Origin of the sequence: Amycolatopsis sp. MtRt-6 (assembly GCF_017308975.1) — a bacterium.
Classification (GTDB): Bacteria; Actinomycetota; Actinomycetes; order Mycobacteriales; family Pseudonocardiaceae; genus Amycolatopsis.
On sequence record NZ_JADWPD010000015.1, the window covers coordinates 184,045 to 205,278 of the forward strand.

Annotated in this window: 2 protein-coding genes and 1 pseudogene; all 3 read left to right on the top strand. The window is 75.3% G+C overall.

Annotation, left to right across the window (positions count from 1 at the left end):
- Positions 1-9 precede the first annotated feature (9 nt).
- Complete coding sequence (locus I4Q55_RS25315; protein WP_206791057.1) at positions 10-5,412, top strand: type I polyketide synthase; 5,403 nt, start codon at positions 10-12, stop codon at positions 5,410-5,412.
- Between the two features lie 28 nt (positions 5,413-5,440).
- Positions 5,441-10,873, top strand: a complete 5,433-nt coding sequence (locus I4Q55_RS25320) for a type I polyketide synthase (RefSeq protein WP_206791059.1) — start codon at positions 5,441-5,443, stop codon at positions 10,871-10,873.
- Between the two features lie 52 nt (positions 10,874-10,925).
- A pseudogene (locus I4Q55_RS25325) lies at positions 10,926-21,227 on the top strand (beta-ketoacyl synthase N-terminal-like domain-containing protein); the annotation flags it as partial.
- Positions 21,228-21,234: the final 7 nt, after the last annotated feature.

Below are 21,234 nucleotides of genomic sequence, written 5' to 3' on the forward strand. Positions count from 1 at the left end.
GGGGAGCAAGTGGTGAGTGCGTCGTATGAAAAGGTCGTCGAGGCGCTGCGGAAGTCCCTCGAGGAGGTCGGCACGCTGAAGAAGCGGAACCGCCGCCTGGAAGGCGCGTCCCGTGAGCCGATCGCCATCGTCGGCATGGCCTGCCGGCTGCCCGGCGGCATCAGCGGTCCCGCGGACCTGTGGCGGCTGGTGTCCGAAGGCGGCGACGCGGTCTCGGGCTTCCCCACCGACCGCGGCTGGGACCTGGACACCCTGTTCGACCCGGACCCGGACCACCCGGGCACCTCGTACGTCAGCCAGGGCGGCTTCGTGCACGAGGCCGGGCAGTTCGACGCCGGGTTCTTCGGGATCTCGCCGCGGGAAGCCCTGGCGATGGACCCGCAGCAGCGGCTCCTGCTGGAAACCTCGTGGGAGGCGTTCGAGAACGCCGCCGTCGACCCGGCGACGCTGAAGGGCGGCGACGTCGGCGTGTTCGTCGGCGCGGCGCCGCAGGGGTACGGCTCCGGGCCGATCGGGCCGGAGATGCAGAGCTTCGCGGGCACCGGGGTGGCGTCGAGCGTCGCGTCGGGGCGGCTGTCCTACGTTTTCGGCTTCGAAGGCCCCGCGGTCACGATCGACACGGCGTGCTCGTCGTCGCTGGTCACGATGCACCTGGCCGCGCAGGCGCTGCGGCAGGGCGACTGCTCGATGGCACTGGCGGGCGGCGCGATGGTCATGTCGAGCACCAACTCCTTCGTCGTGTTCTCGCGGCAGCGCGGCCTGGCGGCGGACGGCCGGTGCAAGGCGTTCGCGGACGCCGCCGACGGGATGGGCATGGCCGAGGGCGTCGGCCTGGTGGTCCTCGAACGGCTTTCGGTGGCGCGTGAGCGCGGCCACCGGGTGCTGGCGGTGCTGCGGGGTTCCGCGGTGAACCAGGACGGCGCTTCGAACGGCCTGACCGCGCCGAACGGTCCTTCGCAGCAGCGGGTGATCCACAGCGCACTGGCCAGTGCCGGGCTGGCACCGTCCGATGTGGACGCCGTGGAGGGGCACGGCACGGGGACCGCCCTGGGCGACCCGATCGAGGCGCAGGCGCTGCTCGCCACCTACGGCCAGGACCGCGATCCGGACCGGCCGCTGTGGCTGGGCTCGCTGAAGTCGAACATCGGCCACGCGCAGGCGGCCGCGGGGGTCGCGAGCGTGATCAAGATGGTGCAGGCGCTGCGGCACGGCGTCCTGCCGGCCACCCTGCACGTCGACGCCCCCAGCTCGGCGGTGGACTGGTCCGAGGGCGCGGTCGAGCTGCTCACGAGCGCCCGCGAATGGCCGCGCACGGACCGGCCGCGCCGGGTGGGCGTGTCGTCGTTCGGGGTCAGCGGGACGAACGCGCACCTGATCATCGAAGAAGCACCCGAAGAACCCGCCTCCGAGGCGGTGTCCGACGGCCTGGTGCCGCTCGTGCTGTCGGCCCGCGGCACCGGTGCCCTGGCCGGGCAGGCGGCCCGGCTGGCCGGGTTCCTCGAGGAGTCCGGGACCCCGCTCGCGGCGGTGGCCGGGGCCTTGGTGACCGGCCGGGCGGTCCTGGACGAGCGGGCCGTCGTGGTGGCGGAGTCGCCGGAAGACGCTGTGACCAGCTTGCGAGCACTGGCCCGCGGGGAAGACACGGCCGCGGTGGTCACCGGCCGGGCGGCCGCGCCGCGCAAGCTGGTGTGGGTGTTCCCGGGCCAGGGGACGCAGTGGGCGGGCATGGGCCGGGAACTGCTGGAAGAGTCGCCGGTGTTCGCCGAGCGGATCGCCGAGTGCGCGGCCGCGCTGGACCCGTGGACCGGCTGGTCGCTGCTGGACGTCCTGCGGGGCGAGGGTGACCTGGACCGCGTCGACGTGCTGCAGCCCGCGTGCTTCGCGGTGATGGTCGGGCTGGCCGCGGTGTGGGCGGCCGCGGGTGTCCGCCCGAGCGCCGTCGTCGGGCACTCCCAGGGCGAGATCGCCGCGGCCTGCGTGTCGGGCGCACTGTCCCTTGAGGACGCCGCGAAGGTGGTTGCCCTGCGCAGCCAGGCCATCGCGGCGGAGCTGTCGGGCCGGGGCGGGATGGCGTCGGTCGCGCTGAGCGAAGACGAGGCGGCCGCCCGGTTGGCGCTGTGGGACGGCCGGGTCGAGGTGGCCGCGGTCAACGGGCCCGCCTCGGTCGTGGTCGCCGGGGACGCCCAGGCCCTGAACGAATGCCTGGAAGTGCTGGCCGGCGACGGCGTCCGGGTGCGCCAGGTCGCGGTGGACTACGCCTCGCACACCCGGCACGTCGAAGACATCGAGGACACCCTCGCCGAAACCCTGGCCGGGATCGACGCGCAGGCGCCGGTCATCCCGTTCCACTCGACCGTCACCGGCGAGCGGATCACCGAAGCCGGGGAGCTGGACGGCGAATACTGGTACCGGAACCTGCGCAACCAGGTCCGGTTCGGCCCGGCCATCGCCGCGCTCCTCGAGCAGGGGCACGGGATGTTCGTCGAGGTCAGCGCGCACCCGGTGCTGGTGCAGCCGATCAGCGAGCTGACCGACGCGGTCGTCACCGGCACCCTGCGGCGCGACGACGGCGGCCTGCGGCGGCTGCTGACGTCGATGGCCGAGCTGTTCGTCCACGGGGTGGCCGTGGACTGGACGCCGGTGCTGCCGGCGGGCGCGGCGGCCGCGCGGGTCGACCTGCCCACCTACGCCTTCGACCACCAGCACTACTGGCTGCCCGCCACCGAGTCCGCGTCCGACGCGACGGCGCTGGGCCAGGCCCGGCCGGACCACCCGCTGCTGAGCGCGGCGGTGCGGCTGCCGCAGTCGGACGGTCTCGTCTTCACGTCGCTGCTGTCGCTGCGGACGCACCCGTGGCTGGCCGACCACGCGATCGGCGGGGTGGTGCTCTTCCCGGGCACCGGCCTGGTGGAGCTGGCCGTGCGGGCCGGGGACGAGGTCGGCTGCCCGGTGCTCGAGGAGCTCGCGACGCAGACCCCGGTCGTCGTGCCCGAGCACGGCGGGGTGCGGATCCAGGTCGCGGTGGGCGGGCCCGGCGAGAACGGCTCCCGCACGGTCGAGATCTACTCCCAGCGCGAGGACGACGGCGAGGTGTGGACACGGCACGCCACCGGCGTCCTGTCCGCGACGCCGGCCGCGGCCGCGGGCTTCGACTTCACCGCGTGGCCGCCGCCGGACGCGCAGCCGGTCGAAATCGGTGGCTTCTACGACGGCCTGGTCGAACGCGGTTACGCCTACGGGCCCGCGTTCCAGGGCGTCCGGGCGGTCTGGCAGCGCGGTGAGGAGGTCTTCGCCGAAGTCGCCCTGCCCGAAGACCTGCGCGAGGACGCCGCCGCGTACGGCCTCCACCCCGCGCTGCTGGACGCGGCCCTGCAGACCGGAACCATCGCGGCCGCCGCGGCCGGGGAACCCGGGCGGTCGGTGATGCCGTTCGCGTGGACCGGGCTCGCCCTGCACGCCGTGGGCGCGCCGGCCCTGCGGGTCCGGCTCGTGGCCGGCCCGGAGTCGATGACCGTCGAGGCCGCCGACGAAACCGGCGGCCCGGTCCTGTCGATGGATTCCCTGGTCCTGCGGGAGGTGGCCACCGAGCAGCCGACGGCGCGGGCCGGCGCGCTGTACGAGGTGGTCTGGACCGAGCTGCCACCGGTCGCCGCCGGGCCCGCGCCGTCGTGGGCGGCGGTCGCCACCGCCGGCGACGTGACGGCCCTGACCGACGTGCCCGCGGCCGTGGTGCTGGCGGCGTCCGGCGAGAGCGACGCGCTGACGCTGACTTCGCGGGTCCTGGCGGTCGTGCAGGCGTGGCTGACGGCCGAGCCGGCCGAGTCCCGCCTGGTGGTCGTCACGCGGGGCGCGATGCCCGCCGGCGACGGCGTGGTGACCGACCCGGCCGCGTCGGCGGTGTGGGGCCTGGTGCGGGCCGCGCAGACCGAGAACCCGGACCGGATCGTCCTGCTCGACCTCGATCCCGCGGCCGGCGACGGTCCGGAACCGGTGCTGGGCGCGGTCCTGGCGACCGGCGAGCCGCAGCTGGCGGTCCGCGGGACGACGTTCTCCGTGCCCCGCCTCGCCCGGGTCGCCGCCCCGGCGTCCGACCCCCCGGCCGGGTTCGGCCCGGACTCGACGGTCCTGGTCTCCGGCGGCGGCACGCTCGGCGCGCTCGCGGCCCGGCACCTGGTCGCCCGGCACGGTGTGCGCCGCCTGGTGCTGGCCAGCCGCCGGGGCCGGGAGGCCGGCGGGGTCGCGGACCTGGTCGCCGAGCTCACCGGGCTGGGCGCCGAGGTGTCGGTGGCCGCCTGCGACGTCTCCGACCGCGAACAGACGGCGACGCTGCTCAAGGAACACCGGCCGACCGCGATCGTGCACACCGCGGGCGTGTTCGACGCCGGTGTCGTCGGCGCGCTGACCCCGGAGAAGCTGGCCAAGGTGTTCGCCCCGAAGGTCGGCGCCGCGGCCAACCTCGACGAGCTGACCCGCGATCCCGGCCTCGACGCCTTCGTCGTCTACTCCTCCGCGTCGTCGATCTTCATGGGCGCGGGCAGCGGCGGCTACGCGGCCGCGAACGCGTTCCTGGACGGGCTGATGGCCCAGCGGCGCGCGGCGGGCCTGCCGGGGCAGTCGCTGGCCTGGGGACCGTGGCAGGAGCTCACCGGCATGGCCGACACCATCGACGACCTCACCCTGAGCCGGATGAGCCGGCGCGAGGGCCGAGGCGGTGTCGGCGGGCTCGGCGCCGAGGACGGCATGGAGCTGTTCGACGCCGCCCTCGGCTCGGGCCGGGCGCTGCTGGTGCCGATCGAACTGGACCTGCGGGCAGCCCGGGCCGACGCGGCGACGGGGACCTCGGTGCCGCCCCTGCTGCGCGGGCTGGTCCGCGTCGGCAGGCAGCAGGCCAAGGCCGCGGCCGGCGGGGAGGACGGGCTCGTCCGGCGGCTGGCGAAGCTCGCCCCGGCCCAGCAGGAGGCGCTGCTGCTGGACGTGGTGCGCACCCAGGTCGCGGTCGTGCTCGGGCACTCCGGCGCGAGTGCCGTCCGGGCGGACACGGCGTTCAAGGACTCCGGGTTCGACTCGCTGACGTCGGTGGAACTGCGCAACCGCCTGCGGGACGCGACCGGCCTGAAGCTGCCCGCGACGCTGGTGTTCGACCACCCGACCCCGCAGGCGCTCGCCCGGTACCTGCGCGACGAGCTCGCCGTCGGCGAGGTGTCCGCCATCGACTCGGCGCTGGCCGGGCTGGCAGGCCTGGACGCGCTCATCGAAGAGGCCGACGCCGGGGCGCGCGACCGGATCACCGCGCGCCTGAAGGAGCTGCTGACCGCGGCGGAGACGGCCGGCCGCGAACCGGGCTCGCCCGGCGACGACCTCGACACCGCCAGCGACGAGGAGCTGTTCGCGCTCGTCGACGGGCTCAACTGACAGAAATCTTCCAGGGAGGAAGAGTCCAGTGGCTGATGAGACGCAACTCCGCGATTACCTCAAGCGGGCGATCGCGGACGCCCGCGACGCCCGCAAGCGGCTGCGCGAGGTCGAGGACGACGCGCGCGAGCCGATCGCCATCGTCTCCATGGCGTGCCGGTACCCCGGCGGCGTGTCGACGCCCGAACAGCTGTGGCAGCTGGTCGCCGACGGCGTCGACGCCGTCGCCGACTTCCCCGCCGACCGCGGCTGGGACCTCGACAGCCTGTTCGACTCGGACCCCGACCGCGCCGGGACGTCGTACACCAGCCAGGGCGGGTTCCTCCAGGGCGCGGGACTGTTCGACGCGGGGTTGTTCGGCATCTCGCCGCGCGAGGCCCTCACGATGGACCCGCAGCAGCGGCTGCTGCTGGAGACGTCCTGGGAGGCGCTCGAACGAGCCGGCGCCGATCCCTTTTCCCTGAAGGGCAGCGACGTCGGGGTGTTCTCCGGCCTGTCCACCCAGGGCTACGGCGCCGGCGGCGGCGTGGTCCCGCCGGAGGCGGAGGGCTTCGCGGGCACGGGCGCGGCGACCTGCATCGCGTCCGGCCGGGTGTCCTACACCTTCGGGTTCGAGGGCCCGGCCGTCACGATCGACACCGGGTGCTCGTCGTCGCTGGTCGCGATGCACCTCGCCGTGCAGGCACTGCGGCAGGGTGACTGCTCGATGGCACTGGCCGGCGGCGCGATGGTGATGGCGACGCCCGGCTCGTTCCGGTCGTTCTCGCGGCAGCGGGCGCTGGCCGCGGACGGCCGCTGCAAGGCGTACGCCGAGGGCGCGGACGGCACCGGGCTGGCCGAAGGCGTCGGCGTGGTGGTGCTGGAACGGTTGTCGGTGGCGCGCGAGCGCGGGCACCGGGTACTGGCGGTGATCCGCGGCAGCGCGGTGAACCAGGACGGCGCGTCGAACGGCCTCACCGCCCCGAGCGGCCCGGCGCAGCAGCGGGTCATCCGCGGCGCACTGGCCAACGCCGGGCTGGCACCGTCCGAAGTGGACGTCGTCGAGGGCCACGGGACCGGGACGGCGCTGGGCGACCCGATCGAGGCGAACGCGCTGCTGGCCACGTACGGGAAGGACCGGGACCCGGCGAAGCCGCTGTGGCTCGGGTCGTTGAAGTCGAACATCGGCCACACGCAGGCGGCGGCCGGCGTCGGCGGCGTGATCAAGATGGTGCAGGCGCTGCGGCACGGCGTCCTGCCCCCGACGCTGCACGCGGCCGAGCCCACCAAGGAAGTGGACTGGTCGGCGGGGGCGGTCGAGCTGCTGACCGAGGCCCGGGAGTGGCCGGCCGACGGCCGCCCGCGCCGGGCCGCGATCTCGTCGTTCGGGATCAGCGGCACGAACGCGCACCTGATCCTGGAAGAGGTGACCGAGGAGCCCGCCGCGCCCGAGGCCGGCCCCGAGGGGCTGGTGCCGCTGGTGGTTTCGGCGCGCACCACGGCTTCCCTGACCGAACAGGCCGGGCGGCTCGCCGAGTTCCTCGCGCAGGCCGACGTGCCCCTCGCGGAAACGGCCGGGGCGCTGGCCGCGGGCCGGGCGGTGCTGGACAAGCGTGGTGTGGTGATCGCGGGCGACCGCGAAGAGGCGATCGCGGGCCTGCGGGAAATCGCGGCGGGCCAAGGTGTCGCCGGGGACGGCGCGCGCGACGGCGGGGTCGTCTTCGTGTTCCCCGGGCAGGGCACCCAGTGGGTCGGCATGGGCCGGGAGCTCCTCGAAGAGTCGCCGGTGTTCGCCGCCCGGATGGCCGAGTGCGACACGGAGATCGCGGCACTGACCGGCTGGTCCGTGCTCGACGTCCTGCGGGCCGACGAGGGCCTGGAACGCATCGAGGTCCTGCAGCCGGTGCTGTTCGCGGTGATGGTGTCGCTGGCCGCGGTGTGGGAAGCGGCCGGGGTCCGGCCCGGCGCCGTGGTCGGCCATTCGCAGGGTGAGGTCGCGGCCGCGCACGTGGCCGGGGTGCTGAGCCTGGCCGACGCCGTGCGCGTGGTCGTGCTGCGCAGCGACCTGTTCGCGCGGCGGCTGGTGGGCCACGGCGCGATCGCGTCGGTGGCCTTGTCCGCCGACGACGTCCGGGACCGGCTGGCCGGGCACCCCGGGCTGAGCGTCGCCGGGCGCAACGGCCCGGGCGCGTGCACCGTGGCGGGCGACGACGAGTCGCTGGCGCGGTTCCTGGCCGAGTGCGAGGCCGCCGACGTGCGGGCCCGGATCGTGCCCAGCACCGTCGGCTCGCACACCGCCCAGGTGGAGCCGCTCCGGGACGAGCTGCTGGACCTGCTGAAGGACGTGCGGCCCGAGGCGGGCACGGTGCCGTTCTACTCGACCGTCAAGCCCGGCGTGCTCGACGGCGAACGCCTGGAAGCGACGTACTGGTACGAAAACTGCCGGCACATGGTCGACCTGCACGGCGCGGTCGACGCCCTGCTCGACGACGGGCACCGGTTCTTCGTCGAGGTCAGCCCGCACCCGGTGATGGTGCAGCCGATCACCGGCATCGTGGACGACGCCGGCGTGGACGCCGTGGCCGTCGGCTCGGTGCGGCGCCAGGACGGCGGCCTGCGGCGGCTGCTGACGTCGACGGCCGAGCTGTTCGTGCGCGGGGTCGCGGTGGACTGGCGCGGGATGCTGCCGGCCGTTCCGCCCGGCCGCGTGGCCCTGCCGACGTACGCCTTCGACCAGGAGCACTACTGGCTGCAGCCCGCCGACGCGGACTCCGACGCCGTGTCACTGGGGCAGGCGGCGGCCGAGCACCCGATGCTGGGCGCGGTCGTGTCGCTGCCGCGGTCCGGAGAGATCGTCTTCACCTCGCGGCTGTCGGTGCGGACGCACCCGTGGCTGGCCGGCCACGCGATCGGCGGTGCCGTGGTGCTGCCCGGCAGCGGCCTGGCCGAGCTGGCCGTGCGGGCCGGCGACGAGGCCGGGTGCTCGGTCCTGGCGGACCTGACGATCGAGACTCCGCTCGGCGTGCCCGAGACCGGGGGCGTCCGGATCCAGGTCGTGCTGGGCGCGCCGGACGAGCGTGGCGACCGCGGCGTGGAGGTGTACTCCCTCGACGACGCGGACGCGGGGACCCGGCACGCCACCGGCACCCTGTCCGCGACGCCGGCCGCGGCCGCGGACTTCGATTTCACCGCGTGGCCGCCGCAGGGCGCACAGCCGGTCGAGGTGGACCCGGGCCTGATCTACGACGACCTCGCCGAGCGCGGGTTCGGCTACGGGCCGGCGTTCCAGGGCCTGCGTGCGGTGTGGCGACGCGGGGACGAGGTCTTCGCCGAGCTCGCGCTGCCCGAGGACCTGCGGGAGGACGCCGCCGCGTTCGGCGTTCACCCGGCGCTGCTGGACGCGGCCCTGCACCCGGCCATGCTGACCGCCGATGGTGACCTGGACGACCAGGCCCTGCGGCAGGCGACCGGGTGGCGCGGGCTGGTGCTGCACGCCGCGGGTGCTTCGGCGCTGCGCGTGCGGCTGGCGCCCGGCGGCTCCGGCGGCGTGTCGCTGGCGGCGGCGGACGGGACCGGCGCCCCGGTGCTGTCGGTCGACCAGCTCGAGCTGACGCCGGTGGATCGCCTCCCGGCGGCCCCGGCCCGCGCGGGCTCGCTGTTCGAGGTGGCCTGGACCCCGCTGGCCGCGCCCGCCGGCCTGCCCGCCCCGCTGTGGGTCGAGGTGGCCGGCGCGGACCAGGTGACGGCGTTCGCCGAGGACGTGCCGCCGGGTGCGGTGGCGGTCCTCGAGGCGGTCGGTGCCGCGGGTTCCGTGCGGGAGCTGACGAGCCGGGTGCTGGCCGTCGTGCAGGCGTGGCTGGCCGCTCCCGACGTGGACTCGCGGCTGGTCGTGGTGACCCGCGGCGCGGTGGCCGCCGGGGGCACCGCGGTGACCGATCCGGTCGCGTCGGCGGTCTGGGGACTCGTGCGGGCCGCCCAGTCCGAGAACCCGGACCGGATCGTGCTGCTGGACCTCGATCCCGCGGCGGCCGGCGGACTCGAGGAGGTGCTGGGTGGCGTGCTGATGACCGGGGAGCCGCAGCTCGCGGTGCGCGGGGAAACCCTGTCCGTGCCGCGGCTGGCGCGCGCCGGCGAACAGCGGGAACCGTCCGCGGTGTTCGGTCCGGACGGGACGGTCCTCGTCTCCGGCGCCGGGGCGCTGGGCGGGCTGGTGGCCCGGCACCTGGTCGAGCGGCACGGCGTGCGGCACCTCGTGCTCGCGAGCCGGCGGGGCCTCGACGCCGAAGGCGCGAAGGACCTGGTCGCCGACCTCACCGCGCTGGGCGCCGACGTCTCGATGGCGGCCTGCGACGTGTCCGACCGGGACCAGGTGGCGGCGCTGCTGGCCGCGGTGCCCGCCGAGCACCCGCTGACCGGGGTGGTGCACACGGCGGGCGTCCTCGACGACGGCGTGATCGGGACCCTGACCGAGGAAAAGCTGGCCAGGGTGTTCGCCCCCAAGGTCGACGCGGTCCGGCACCTCGACGAGCTGACGCGGGACATGGACCTGGGCGCGTTCGTCGTCTACTCGTCGGCCTCGGGCGTGCTGGGCGCCGCCGGGCAGGGCAACTACGCCGCGGCGAACGCGTTCCTGGACGGCCTGATGGCGAGCCGGCAGGCGGCGGGCCTCCCGGGGGTCTCGCTCGCCTGGGGCCTGTGGGAGCTGGCGACCGAGATGATCGCCCACCTCGGCGGGGTCGACAAGGCGCGGATGAGCCGCGGCGGTGTCCTGCCGATCACCGCGGCCGAAGGCATGGACCTGTTCGACGCCGCCCTGGCGTCGGGGCAGCCGCAGCTGGTGCCGGTCAAGCTGGACCTGCGGGAGGTCCGGGCCGGCGCGAAGCACGGTGGCGCGATCCCGCCGCTGCTGCGCGGGCTGGTGCCGGTGGGCAGGCAGCAGGCGAAAACGGCGTCGGCCGGCGACGGCGAGCTGGTCCGGCGGCTGGCCGGGCTGGCCGCCGCCGAGCAGGAGGCCCTGCTCGTGGAGCTGGTCCGCGAACGGGCGGCGGCCGTGCTCGGGCACGGCGGCGCCGAGGGCGTGCCGGCCGAAATGGCGTTCAAGGACGCCGGGTTCGACTCGCTGACGTCGGTGGAGCTGCGCAACAGGCTGCGCGAAGGGACCGGCCTGAAGCTGCCCGCCACCCTGGTCTTCGACTACCCGACCCCGCTGGTCCTCGCCCGGCACCTGCGTGCCGAGCTCGGGGTCAGCGAGGACGCGCTTTCCCTGGTGCAGGCGAAGATCGAGGACGTCGAGTCGCTGCTCGGCGGCCTGCGCCTGGACGACTCCACGAAATCGAGCATCACGCTCCGCCTGCAGGGCCTGGTCGCGATGTGCAACGGGGTGCTCGACTCCGGCGGCACCGCCACCGCGGCGGACCAGCTGGAAGCCGCCTCCGCCGACGAGGTCCTCGAATTCATCCACGACGAGCTCGGGCTCGTCTGACCCACCGGTCCGAGACGCCTGTTCCGGCAAAAACTCCGTGAGGGATCGAAGAATGGCTACGGACGAGAAACTCCTCAAATACCTCAAGCGCGTCACGGCCGAACTGCACGACCTGCGCAAGCAGGGCTCGCGGCACGCTGACGAGCCGCTCGCCATCGTGGGGATGGCGTGCCGGCTGCCGGGTGGGGTGTCCTCGCCCGAGGAATTCTGGCAACTCGTGGTCAACGGGGTCGACGCCCTGTCCGACTTCCCCGACGACCGGGGCTGGAACCTGGAGGGCTTCTTCGACCCGGACCCCGACCACCCGGGCACGTCCTACGCCAGCCAGGGCGGCTTCCTCGACGGGGCCGGGCAGTTCGACGCCGGCTTCTTCGGCATCTCGCCGCGCGAGGCGCTGATGATGGACCCGCAGCAGCGCATGCTGCTGGAAGCGTCGTGGGAGGCGTTCGAGGACGCGGGCGTCGACCCGGCCGCCTTGAAGGGCACCGACGTCGGGGTGTTCTCCGGCCTGTTCACCCAGGGCTACGGGACCGGCGCCGGGACGATCCCGCCGGAACTGGAGGGCTACGCGGGCACGGGCAGCGCGTCGAGCGTGGCGTCCGGGCGCGTCTCCTACACCTTCGGCTTCGAGGGACCCGCGGTCACGATCGACACGGCGTGCTCGTCGTCGCTGGTCGCGATCCACCTCGCGGCGCAGGCGCTGCGGCTCGGCGAGTGCTCGATGGCGCTGGCCGGCGGCGCGACGGTGATGCCGACGCCCGGCACCTTCGTGGCGTACTCCCGGCAGCGGGTCATGGCCGTCGACGGGCGCAGCAAGGCGTTCTCTTCGACGGCGGACGGCACCGGCTGGGCCGAGGGCGTGGGCGTGGTGCTGCTGGAGCGGCTGTCGGTGGCGCGGGAACGCGGGCACCGGGTGCTAGCCGTGCTGCGGGGTTCCGCGGTGAACCAGGACGGTGCGTCCAATGGCCTGACCGCGCCGAACGGGCCGTCGCAGCAGCGGGTGATCCGCAAGGCGCTGTCCGGGGCCGGGCTGTCACCGTCCGATGTGGACATCGTGGAGGCGCACGGCACCGGCACCGCGCTGGGCGACCCGATCGAGGCGCAGGCGCTGCTGGCCACCTACGGCAAGAACCGGGACCCGGCGAAGCCGTTGTGGCTGGGCTCGGTGAAGTCGAACGTCGGGCACACGCAGGCGGCCGCCGGCGTGGTCGGGCTGATCAAGATGGTCAAGGCCCTGGAGCACGGCGTCATGCCGCCCACGCTGCACGTGGCGGAGCCGACGCCGGAGGTGGACTGGTCGGCCGGCGCGGTCGAGTTGCTGACCGCGGCGCGGGAGTGGCCGTCGGAGGGCCGCCCGCGCCGGGCCGGGGTGTCCGCGTTCGGGATCAGCGGGACGAACGCGCACGTGATCATCGAGGAGGCGCCGCCGCTGCAGGCGGAGCCGGACGCGGTCGAGCCGGAACCGGCCGGTGCGGTGCCGCTGGTCGTGTCGGCGAAGAACCCGAGTTCCCTGGCGGCGCAGGCGGGCCGGCTGGCGTCCCTGCTCGCCGGTGACGACGTGTCGCCGGCGCGGGTGGCCCGGGCGCTGGTGGCGAAGCGGGCGACCTTCGGCGAGCGGGCGGTGGTGGTCGCCGGCTCGGCCGAGCAGGCCGTCGCCGGGTTGACCGCGCTCGCCGAAGGGGCGAGCGCACCCGGTGTGGTGACCGGCAGCGCGGGCACGCCGGGCAAGGTCGTGTGGGTCTTCCCCGGCCAGGGTTCGCACCGGTCCGGGATGGGCCGGCAGCTGTACGAGCGGTATCCGGTGTTCGCGGCGGCGTTCGACGAGGCCTGCGCGCGGCTGGACGAGCACCTGGCCGGCTGGGTCGGCCACTCCGTCCGGGAAGTGGTGCTGGGCACCGTGGCCGGCAGCGCGGAGCTGCTCGACCTGACGGTGTTCACGCAGGCAGGCCTGTTCGCCGTCGAGACCGCCCTGTTCCGGCTGGCCGAGTCGTGGGGGGTGCGGCCGGACGTGGTGGCCGGGCACTCGATCGGCGAGCTCGCCGCCGCTCACGCGGCGGGCGTCCTGTCGTTGCCGGACGCGGCCCGGGTGGTCGCGGCGCGGGGCCGGCTGATGCAGGCGCTGCCGCCCGGCGGGGTGATGGTCGCGGTCGCGGCCGGCGAGGACGAGGTCGCCGAGCTGCTGGGTGCCGGCGTGGAGCTCGCGGCGGTCAACGGCCCGGCCGCGGTGGTGCTCTCGGGCGAGCACGACGCCGTCCTCGCCGCCGCCGACCGGATGCGGGAGCGCGGGCACAAGACCAAGCAGCTCACGGTGTCCCACGCCTTCCACTCGTCGCAGATGGAACCGATGCTGGCCGCCTTCACCGCCGAGATCGCCGGCGTGACCTGGCGGGAGCCGGAGATCCCGGTGATCTCCAACGTGACCGGGCGCCTGGCCGGACCCGGCGAGCTCACGGACCCGCGGTACTGGGCCGAGCACGTGCGGCGGCCGGTCCGGTTCGCCGACGGCGTCGCGGCCGCGGCCGGGCACGGCGGCACGCTGTTCGTGGAACTCGGCCCCGGCGCGGCCCTGAGCTCGCTGGTCGAGGAAACCGCCGGCGTTCCCTGCGTCGCGGCCCTGCGCGACGACCGCCCGGAAGACCAGACGCTGCTGGCTTCGGTCGCCGGGCTGTTCGTGCGCGGGGTGCCTGTCGACTGGGACGCCGTGCTGCCGGCCGCGGCCGGCTGGGTGGACCTGCCGACCTACGCCTTCGACCGCCGGAACTACTGGCTTTCCGGCACCGGTACCGCGACGGACGCGACGTCGCTCGGGCAGGCCACGGCCGGGCACCCGATGCTCGGCGCGGTGGTGCGGCTGCCGCGCTTCGACGGCCTGGTGTTCACCTCCCGGCTGTCGCTGCGGACGCACCCCTGGCTCGCCGACCACGCCATCGGCGGGGCCGTGCTCGTCGCGGGCACCGGCCTGGTGGAGCTGGCCGTGCGGGCCGGCGACGAGGCCGGCTGCCCGGTGCTCGAGGAACTGGTGATCGAGGCACCGCTGGTGGTGCCGGAGCAGGGCGGCGTGCGGGTGCAGGTCGCGGTGGGCGCGCCGGGGGAGACCGGCGTCCGCACCGTCGACGTCTACTCCCTGCGTGAGGACCAGGAAGGCGACGAGACCTGGACGCGGCACGCCACCGGCACCCTGACGCCCGCCGCGCCGGCCCCGCGCCCGGGGTACGACTTCACCGCCTGGCCGCCGCCCGGTGCCCAGCGGATCGAGGTCGGGGACTTCTACGCCGACCTGGCCGACCGCGGGTACGCGTACGGGCCGGTGTTCCAGGGCCTGCACGCGGTCTGGCAGCGCGGCAGTGGGGACGACACCGAGGTCTTCGCCGAAGTCGCGCTGCCCGAGGACCGGCACGAGGAAGCCGGCCGGTTCGGCATCCACCCCGGCCTCCTGGACTCCGGGCTGCACGCCGGCATGCTCAAGGTCGCGGCCACCCCGGAGGACGAGCTCGGGCCGCCCGCGCTGCCGTTCGCGTGGAACGGCCTGGTGCTGCACGCCGCCGGCGCGTCGGCGCTGCGGGTACGGCTGGCGTTCGGCGGCCCGAACACGGTGTCGCTGGAAGCGGCCGACACCACGGGCGGCCTCGTGGTGACGGCGGACTCCCTGGTGTCCCGCCCGGTGGCCGTCGAGCACCTGGACGCGACGCCGCCGGTGACGCGCGACGCGTTGTTCCGGGTGGTGTGGACCGAGCTTCCGCAGGCCGCGGCCGAGGTGGCGGACGTCCAGGTGTTCGAGGTGCCCGGCGGTACCGACGTCCTCGACGTGACGTCCCGGGTGCTGGAAGCCGTGCAGGCGTGGCTCGCGTCGACGCCCGGCGGCGACCCGCGGCTCGTGGTCGTGACCCGTGGTGCGGTGCCCGCCGGTGACGGCGCGGTGCCCGACCCGGCCGCGGCGGCCGTGTGGGGCCTGGTCCGGTCCGCGCAGGCCGAGAACCCCGATCGGTTCGTGCTGCTGGACCTCGACCCCGGAAGCGACGTGCCGGCGGTGCTCGGCTCAGTGTTGGCCACGGGCGAGCCGCAGGTCGCCGTCCGGGGCAGCACGTTCACGGCACCCCGCCTGGCCCGGGCCGAGGCCACCGGCGCGGCCGTGCGGTTCGACCGTGACTCGACGGTCCTGGTGTCCGGCGCGGGCTCCCTCGGCGCGCTGGTGGCCCGGCACCTGGTGGCCCGGCACGACGTCCGGCGGCTGGTGCTCGCCAGCCGCCGCGGCCGGGACGCCGAGGGCGTCGCCGACCTGGTCGCCGAGCTCACCGGGGCGGGCGCGGCGGTCTCCGTCGTGGCGTGCGACCTCGCCGACCGCGACCAGGTCGCGGCGCTGCTCGAAACCCACCGGCCCACCGGGATCGTGCACACCGCCGGCGTGCTGGACGACGGCGTGATCGAAGCGCTGACACCGGAACGGCTGGCGAAGGTGTTCGCGCCCAAGGTGGCCGCCGTGCGGCACCTGGACGAGCTGACCCGCGACGGGCAGGTCGGCACGTTCGCCGTGTTCTCCTCGGCTTCGGGCGTCTTCGGGTCCGCCGGCCAGGGCAACTACGCCGCCGCGAACGCCTACCTGGACGCCGTGGTGGCGAACCGGCAGGCTGCCGGGCTGCCCGGGACGTCGCTCGCCTGGGGCATGTGGCAGCAGGACGACGGCATGACCGCGCGCCTCGGCCGGTCCGACCAGGCCCGCGCGAGCCGCGGCGGCGTCCTGGCCATCACGGCGACCGAAGGCATGGACCTGTTCGACGCCGCCGTCGGCTCCGGGCAGGCCCTGCTGGTGCCGCTGAAACTGGACCTCAAGAGCACCCGGGCTGCCCGCGCGGAGGTGCCGCACCTGCTGCGCGGCCTGGTCCGCGCGGGACGGCAGCAGGCCCGCGCGGCCGCCGCGGGCACCGGCGGCCTGGTCCGGGACCTGGCCGGACGCACCCCGGCCGAGCAGGAGTCGCTGCTGCTCGACCTGGTCCGCGGGCAGGTCGCGCTCGTGCTCGGGCACGCCGGGCCGGAGAGCGTCCTCGAGCACACCGTCTTCTCGGACGCCGGGTTCGACTCCCTGACGGCGGTGGAGCTCCGCAACCGGCTGCGGGAGACGACCGGGCTGAAGCTCCCCGCGACGCTGGTGTTCGACTACCCGACCCCGGTGGCGCTCGCCCGCCACCTGCGTGACGAACTCGGGGACACCCTCACCGCGAGCGCGGCGGACCGCGCCGCGCCGGTGGTGGCCGCGGCGGCGAACGAGCCGATCGCGATCGTCGGCATGGCGTGCCGCCTGCCCGGCGGCGTCGCCGATCCCGAAGACCTGTGGCGGCTGCTGGTCGACGGCCGCGAAGGACTGTCCCCCTTCCCCGAAGACCGGGGCTGGGACCTGGAGAACCTGTTCGACGCGGACCCGGACAGGTCCGGCACGACCTACACCAGCCAGGGCGGTTTCCTCGAAGGCGCCGGGTTGTTCGACGCGGCCTTCTTCGGGATCTCGCCGCGCGAGGCCGTCGCCATGGACCCGCAGCAGCGGCTGCTCCTGGAGACGTCGTGGGAGGCCCTGGAGAGCGCGGGCCTCGACCCGCACGCCTTGCAGGGCACCGACGTCGGCGTCTTCGCCGGGGTGTCCAACCAGGGCTACGGCATGGGCGCGGACGCGTCCGAAATGGAGGGTTACGCGAGCACCGCGGGCGCCTCGAGCGTGGTGTCCGGCCGGGTGTCCTACGTGTTCGGCTTCGAAGGCCCGGCGGTCACGATCGACACGGCGTGCTCGTCGTCGCTGGTGGCGATGCACCTGGCGGGGCAGTCGCTGCGGCAGGGCGAGTGCTCGATGGCACTGGCCGGTGGCGTGACGGTGATGGGCACGCCCGGCACCTTCGTCGAGTTCTCGCGGCAGCGCGGGCTCGCCGGGGACGGGCGGTGCAAGGCGTACGCGGACGGCGCGGACGGCACCGGCTGGGCCGAGGGCGTCGGCGTCGTGGTGCTGGAGCGGCTGTCGGTGGCGCGGGAACGCGGGCACCGGGTGCTGGCCGTGCTGCGGGGTTCAGCGGTGAACCAGGACGGTGCGTCCAATGGCCTGACCGCGCCGAACGGGCCGTCGCAGCAGCGCGTCATCCGGCGGGCGCTGGTGAGTGCCGGGCTGGCACCGTCCGATGTGGACGTCGTCGAGGGGCACGGCACCGGGACGGCGCTGGGTGACCCGATCGAGGCACAGGCCCTGCTGGCCACGTACGGCAAGGACCGTGATCCGGAGCAGCCGTTGTGGCTGGGGTCGCTGAAGTCGAACTTCGGGCACACCCAGTCGGCCGCCGGCGTCGCGAGCGTGATCAAGATGGTGCAGGCGCTGCGGCACGGCCTGCTGCCCCGCACGCTGCACGTGGACCGGCCCACCACCCAGGTGGACTGGTCCGCCGGCGCGGTCGAGCTGCTCACCGAGGCACGGGAGTGGCCGTCGAACGGCCGCCCGCGCCGAGCCGGCGTCTCCTCGTTCGGGATCAGCGGGACCAACGCGCACCTCATCATCGAAGAGGCACCGCTGGAGCCGCGACCGCCCGCCGAGGAGCCGTCCGGCGGGGTCGTGCCGGTGGTGCTGTCCGCGCGCAGCGCCGGTTCCCTGGCCGGTCAGGCGGCCCGGCTGGCGGAGTTCGTCGGCGAGCCTTTGGACACCGTGGCCGGTGCCCTGGTCAACGGGCGGGCCGTGTTCGGTGAGCGCGCGGTCGTGGTGGCGGCGTCCGCCGGGGAAGCCCGGGACAGCCTGGCGGCGCTGGCCCGCGGCGAGGACGCGCCCGGTCTGGTGACCGGCCGGGTGCCCGCGTCCGGACGGCCCGGCAAGGTCGTGTGGGTGTTCCCGGGCCAGGGGACGCAGTGGGCCGGGATGGGCCGGGAGCTGCTGGAGTCTTCGCCGGTGTTCGCCGAGCGGATCAACGAATGTGCGGCGGCACTGGAGCCGTGGATCGACTGGTCGCTGCTCGACGTCCTGCGGGGCGAGGGCGACCTGGACCGCGTCGACGTCCTCCAGCCCGCGAGCTTCGCGATGATGGTCGGCCTGGCGGCGGTGTGGTCGTCGGCCGGCGTGGTGCCCGACGCGGTGCTCGGGCACTCCCAGGGCGAGATCGCCGCGGCCTGCGTGTCCGGCGCACTGTCCCTTGAGGACGCGGCGAAGGTGGTTGCCCTGCGCAGCCAGGCCATCGCCGCGAAGCTCTCCGGGCGCGGCGGCATGGCGTCGGTCGCGCTGAGCGAGGACGAAGCCGTCATGCGGCTGGTGCCCTGGGCGGGCTGGGTCGAGGTGGCGGCCGTCAACGGCCCGTCGTCGGTGGTGGTCGCCGGGGACGCCGACGCCCTCGACGAGGCCCTGGACTGCCTGGCGCGCCAAGGCGTCCGCGTCCGGCGGGTGGCCGTCGACTACGCCTCGCACACCTGGCACGTCGAAGACGTCCGCGAAACCCTGGCCGGGACGCTGGCCGGGATCGAGGCGCGGGCACCGCTGGTGCCGTTCCGCTCGACGGTGACCGGCGAGTGGGTCACCGAAGCCGGCGTCCTGGACGGCGGCTACTGGTACCGGAACCTGCGGCACCAGGTCGGCTTCGGCCCGGCCGTGACCGAGCTGCTCGGGCAGGGCCACGGCGTGTTCGTCGAGGTCAGCGCCCACCCGGTGCTGGTCCAGCCGATCACCGAGCTGATCGACGACACCGGCGCGGTCGTGGCCGGGACGGTGCGGCGGGCCGACGGCGGGCCGCGGCGGCTGCTCACCTCGATGGCCGAGCTGTTCGTCCGCGGGGTCGCGGTGGACTGGAGCGGGATCGTGCCCGCCCCGGCCGGGCCGGTCGACCTCCCGGCCTACGCCTTCGACCACCGGCACTACTGGCTCAGCCCGGCCGAGCCCGCGGCCGACGCCGTCTCCCTCGGCCTCGCCGGGGCCGGCCACCCGCTGCTCGGCGCGGTCGTGCCGCTCCCGCAGACCGGCGGGCTCGTCTGCACCTCGCGGCTGTCCCTGCGGACGCACCCCTGGCTGGCCGACCACCTGGTGCGGGACGTCGTGATCGTGCCAGGGACCGGCCTGGTCGAGCTGGCCGTACGGGCCGGCGACGAAGCCGGCTGCCCGGTGCTCGACGAACTGGTCATCGAAGCCCCGCTCGTGGTGCCCCGCCGGGGCGGGGTGCGCGTCCAGGTGGCGGTGAGCGGGCCGGGCGAGGACGGTTCGCGCACGGTCGACGTCCACTCCCTGCGCGAAGACGCGGACACGTGGACGCGGCACGCGACCGGCGTGCTGGTCCCGGCCGGCCGCCGGACCGCCGCGTTCGACTTCACGGCCTGGCCGCCGCCCGGCGCGCAGCCGGTGGACATCACCGGGGCCTACGACGTGCTCGCGGACGTCGGCTACGGGTACGGCCCGGTGTTCCGGGCCGTCCAAGCGGTGTGGCGGCGCGGAGACGAGACCTTCGCCGAGATCGCGCTGCCCGCGGAACACCGCGCGGAAGCGGCCCGGTTCGGCATCCACCCCGCGCTGCTCGACGCCGCCCTGCACTCGACGATGGTGGCCGCCGCCGGCGACGCCGGCTCCTACGGCGACGAGGTGCGGCTGCCGTTCGCGTGGAACGGGTTGCGGCTGCACGCGGCCGGCGCCGCGGCCCTGCGGGTGCGGGTCGCCAAGGCCGCGGGCGAGGACCTGTCCCTCGAGGCCGTGGACGAGACCGGCGGCCTCGTCGTCACCCTGGACGCCCTGATCGGCCGCCCGGTGACCGACGACCAGCTGGCCACGGCCGAGGGCAGCGGCTCGCTGTTCCGGGTCGGCTGGACACCACTGTCCCGGGTGGACAGTGCGCGGCCGGTGCCGTCGTGGGTGCCGGTGGCCACCGCGGAAGACGTGGCGACGCTGGCCGACGACGTGCTGTCCGGCGTGACCGCCGCTCCCGAGGTGGCCGTCATGGAAGCCGGGGGCGACCCGGCACTGGACCTCACCGTGCGGGTGCTGGACGTCGTGCAGTGCTGGCTGGCCGGCGGCGGCCTGGAGGGCGCGAAGCTGGCGATCGTGACCCGGGGCGCGGTGCCCGCCGGCGACGGCGTGGTGACCGACCCGGCGGCGTCCGCGGTGTGGGGCCTGGCCCGGGCCGCCCAGGCGGAGAACCCGGACCGGATCCTCCTGGTGGACACCGACGCCGAGGTGACCCCCGCGCTGGGCGCGGTCCTGGACAGCGGCGAACCGCAACTCGCCGTGCGCGGCGGAACCCTGTCCACCCCGCGCCTCGCCCGGGTCGGTCCGCCGGCTGCGCCCGCGGTGTTCCCGGCCGGCGGGACGGTGCTGGTCACCGGCGGCACCGGGTCGCTCGGCGGCCTGGCCGCCCGGCACCTCGTCGAGCGGCACGGGGTGCGGCAGCTGCTGCTGGCGAGCCGTCGAGGGCTGGACGCCGAGGGGGCGAAGGACCTGGTCACCGACCTCACCGCGCTGGGCGCGGACGTCTCGGTGGTGGCCTGCGACGTCGCCGACCGCGCCCAGGTGGCGGCGCTGCTCGAAGAGCACCGGCCGACGGCCGTGGTGCACACCGCCGGTGTGCCGTCCGCCGGCGTGATCGGCACGGTGACACCGGACCAGCTGGCCGAGGTGTTCGCGGCCAAGGTCACGGCCGCCGATCACCTGGACGAGCTCACCCGCGGCACGGACCTGGCCGCGTTCGTCGTCTACTCCTCGGTCTCGGCGGTGTTCATGGGCGCCGGCAGCGGTGGGTACGCGGCGGCGAACGCGTACCTGGACGGCCTGATGGCCGCCCGGCGCGCGGCGGGCCTGCCGGGCCAGTCGCTGGCGTGGGGCCTGTGGGACCAGAGCTCCGGCGGCATGGCGGCCGGTTCCGACGAGGCCGCCCGCGCCCGGATGAACCGCCGGGGCGGGCTCGTGGCCATGCGGCCCGAAGAGGGCATGGAACTCTTCGACGCCGCCCTCGCCGCCGGGGACGCGCAGCTGGTGCCCGCCCGGCTCGACCTGCGCGAGGTGCGCAAGGGCGGCACCGACGTGCCGCACCTGCTGCGCGGCCTGGTCCGGACCGTGCGGCAGCAGGCCCGCACCGCGTCCACAGTGGACAAGGGGCTGGCGGACCGGCTGGCGGGCCGCACGCCGGACCAGCGGATCGCGGTGCTGCTCGACGCGGTGCGCGCCCAGGTGGCCGGGGTGCTGGGCTTCGGCTCGGGTCACCAGATCGACGAGGACCAGGGGCTGTTCGAGATCGGCTTCGACTCCCTGACCGCCATCGAGCTCCGCAACCGCCTGCGCGCCATGACCGAACGGAAGATCGCGCCCAGCGTCGTCTTCGACCACCCGACACCGAAACTGCTCGCCGCGCACCTGCACGAACTCGTCTGAAAGAAGG